Below are 2098 nucleotides of genomic sequence, written 5' to 3'. Positions count from 1 at the left end.
CCGCTGATCCTGCCCGTGCTCCCCTCCCTGGCGGTCGCCGGCTATTCGATGACCGCCGATCCTCACGACGTCGGCGGCACGCTCGGCACCGAAAAGGTGGCGGCCGCGGCCAATCTTGGCGGCGACACGCCGGCCGGCGAGTGGCACTTCTACGGCCGCACGCCTTTCGGCCAGCGCTATTCGCCGCTCGACCAGATCACGCCGGACAATGTCGCCAAGCTGCAGCCGGCCTGGACCTACCGCACCGGCGACGTGAAGGGTCCCGACGACATCGGCGAAACGACCTATCAGGTGACGCCGCTGAAGGTGGGCGATGCGCTCTTCATCTGCACGCCGCACAATTTCGCCATCGCCATCGATGCCGCGAGCGGCAAGGAAAAATGGCGCTACGATCCGAAGATCAAGCTCGACAACAACCGCCAGCACCAGACCTGCCGCGGCGTGTCCTATTATGCCGACGCCAAGATCGCGGCCGGCCAGCCCTGCGCGCAGCGCGTCTACCTGCCGACGTCGGACGCCCGCCTGATCGCGCTCGACGCCGCGAACGGGCAGGTGTGTGCGTCCTTCGCCGAGGGCGGCACGCTGAACCTGATGGCCAATATGCCCTATCCGAAGTCCGGCTATTACTATTCGACCTCGGCGCCGCTTATCGTCGCCGGCAAGATCATCGTCGGCGGCGCGGTCAACGACAATTACTCGACCGAGGAGCCGTCGGGCGTCATCCGTGCCTTCGACGTCGACACCGGGGCGCTGCTGTGGAACTGGGATTCCGGCAATCCGGATGTGACGACGCCGCTGCCCGCCGGGAAGAGCTACACCCACAACTCGCCCAACATGTGGTCGACCGCGAGCGCCGACGAGAAGCTCGGGCTGCTTTACGTGCCGCTCGGCAACCAGACGCCGGACCAGCTCGGCATGGGCCGCAGCGCCAATGTCGAGAAGTTCTCGTCCTCGATCACCGCGCTCGACCTCAACACAGGGCAATTGCGCTGGGTGCGACAGACCGTGCATCACGATCTGTGGGACATGGACGTGCCGGCGCAGCCGTCGCTGGTCGACATCACCACTGCGAACGGCGTCGTGCCGGCGCTGGTCGGGCCGACCAAGCAGGGCGATCTCTACGTGCTCGACCGGCGCACCGGCGAGCCGATCATTCCGGTGAAGGAAGTGCCGGCGCCAGGCGGCGCGATCGAGGGCGACCAGGCCTCGGCGACGCAGCCGGCCTCGGACCTGTCCTTCAATCCGAAGCCGCTGACCGGCGCCGACATGTGGGGCATCACCATGTTCGACCAACTGGCGTGCCGGATCGAGCTGAAGAAGCTGCGCTATGAGGGCCGCTACACGCCGCCCTCGCTGCAGGGCTCGCTGGTCTATCCCGGCAATTTCGGCGTCTTCAACTGGGGCGGCGTCGCGGTCGATCCGGTGCGGCAGGTGATGTTCGGCATGCCGACCTACCTGGCGTTCACGTCCAAGCTGATCCCGCGCGCGGACGTGCCGCCGCCGGGCGACACCAAGGGCAGCGAGCAGGGGCTGAACCGCAACGAGGGCGCGCCTTACGCGGTGGTGATGGGGCCGTTCCTGTCGCCGCTCGGCATTCCCTGCCAGGCGCCGCCCTGGGGCTATGTCGCCGGCGTCGACCTCAAGACGGGAAACATCGCCTACAAGCACCGCAACGGCACCGTCTACGATATGACACCGCTGCCGCTGCCGCTCAAGGTCGGCGTTCCGGGCATTGGCGGGCCGATGATCACGGCGGGCGGCGTCGCTTTCCTGGGCGCGGCGGTCGACGACTATCTGCGCGCCTACGACCTCACCACCGGCCGGCAGCTCTGGCAGGCGAGGCTGCCGGCCGGCGGCCAGGCGACGCCGATGACCTATACGGTCGCCGACGGCCGCCAGTTCGTCGTCATCGTCGCCGGCGGCCACGGCTCGGTCGGCACCAAGCCGGGTGACTATGTGATGGCCTACACGCTGCCCAAATAGATTCAGGTGAGGCCGGCAAGGTTTTCCGTTGATTTCCGTGAAAGCAGCACAAACGCGGGGGATTGTCGAAGCCGCCCCAACCTCGTCATTCTATGGCGGAGCTTCGCTCCTGCTC

Annotated in this window: 1 protein-coding gene; it reads left to right on the top strand. The window is 67.2% G+C overall.

From position 1 onward, the window contains the following. On the top strand, nucleotides 1-1983 hold a 1983-nt coding region (locus tag EOD07_RS32105), incomplete at its 5' end, for a glucose/quinate/shikimate family membrane-bound PQQ-dependent dehydrogenase (protein WP_164772744.1). Between the last annotated feature and the right edge of the window lie 115 nt (nucleotides 1984-2098).

It is taken from the genome of Mesorhizobium sp. M2C.T.Ca.TU.002.02.1.1, from assembly GCF_003997225.1.
The sequence above is the reverse complement of the archived record's forward strand: the minus strand, read 5'-3'. Positions and strand labels throughout refer to the sequence as shown.